This window comes from Nocardioides salsibiostraticola, from assembly GCF_054783655.1.
Window position 1 is genome coordinate 1 of sequence record NZ_BAAGQD010000022.1, and the last position, 1,524, is coordinate 1,524.

The 1,524-nt window shown below is 64.4% G+C and carries 1 protein-coding gene; it reads right to left on the reverse strand.

From position 1 onward, the window contains the following. Positions 1–34 precede the first annotated feature (34 nt). Positions 35–1,255 (reverse strand): IS110 family RNA-guided transposase, encoded by a 1,221-nt coding sequence (locus ACYVLV_RS12240; protein WP_460810320.1) that lies wholly within the window; start codon positions 1,253–1,255, stop codon positions 35–37. Positions 1,256–1,524: the final 269 nt, after the last annotated feature.

A 1,524-nucleotide genomic window follows, 5' to 3' on the forward strand; every position in this document is an offset into this window, starting at 1 on the left:
CGACGAGTTGCCCTGTGTCAACCTTCGCTGTGTTTCATGCGGCTTGTGGTGGTGTTTGGTTCAGGACGCGTTGGAGCGCGTTATGTCGGTCGGGGTGGTAGGTGGTGCCGTCTTGCCAGCATCGCCAGATGATGTCGGCCCAGGCGCGGCCGAGGATTCGTACGGCGTGGGGGTGGTCGTGGCCGCGCGCTCGGGCTCGTTGGTAGAGGTCTTGCGCCCAGGGATTAGCTCGGCGGCAGTCGCCGGCGAAGTCACAAAGTGCGTCGCGGAGGTCTCGATCGGCTGACCAGCGGAAGGTGACGGTTTTGATCTTTCCCGATTGGCGGGTCGAGGGTGCGACGCCTGCTAGGCAGGCCAGGGAGGCTGCGGTGGGGAATCGGCCGCGGGCGTCTCCGATCTCTGCGAGTAGGCGCGCTGCTCGTAGGGTCCCGGAGCGGGGCAGAGACGCGAAGAGGTCGTGATCGGGGTGAGCATCGAACTGGTCGCTGATGGTGCGGGCGAGGGCCTCTATCTGGGTGTTCAGGACACGTAGCACTGCGACGTAGGCGGAGGTGACCGCTGCGGTCGTATGGGCATCGGGGCCGGTCGTGCCGGCCGGTGCGGCGATGAGGTGTTGATGCAGGACGGCGGGGTCCGTCTTTCCGGAGTAACCGATCTTCTCCAGCCATTGAGCCAGTCGTTGCGGGGAGAGCCAATCGACTTTGGTCTGGGTGGTGAATCGTTCGATGAAACTCAAACTCACTGCCGAATCGAGGTCCTTGAACAGTCCGACTACCCCAGGCAGCACAATCTGGAGGTGCGCGCGGAGTTGGTTCGCTGTCGCGACGCGGTGCTCGACGAGGTCTCGGCGTGCTCGCACACTGGTCCGTAGCACTCTGGTCGCGTGAGTCGAACGCACCAGCGGTGTGAGGCGCCGCCGATCGGTGCGTACGACGTCGGCCAAGACGTAGGCGTCGAAGCGGTCGTCCTTGTTGCCGGCTGATCCGTATCGCGAACGGAGGTTCTTGACCTGGTTCGGGCTGATCACCAAGACCGTGAGGTCGGTGTCCAGCAGCGTCTCGATGACCGGGCCGTCGCCGCGTTCGATGCCGATCTCACGCACATCGGCGGCGGCGAGACGTTTCACGAGTCGCTTCATTCCGGCCGCGGTGTGAGCGATGGTGAATCGTTCGATGACCTCACCGCCGGGCTCGATGATGCATACGGCGTGGTCGTCTTGGGCCCAGTCCAGACCCGCACAGAATCTCGGTCTCATGGCTTGAGGGGTCACACTCATATCGGTTCCTCGCTGTTGGAGCAGTGAGAGAACACCCGGTGGTCCGGGACCCCGCAGCCGGTCGCTCACTGATCGGCGCTCATCGGCGCATAGCCCTGTAGCCGGTCTGGGGATCCTGGCCCACCGGGCCCCACAGAACTCGTCGTGGATCTCGAGAATCACGCGCAGCAGGCGGTGGCCCGGTAGGGACCAGGGGTGTACCGGCAGCTCATCTGGAACCACCGACAACCCGATGGTGCACCAGTGAG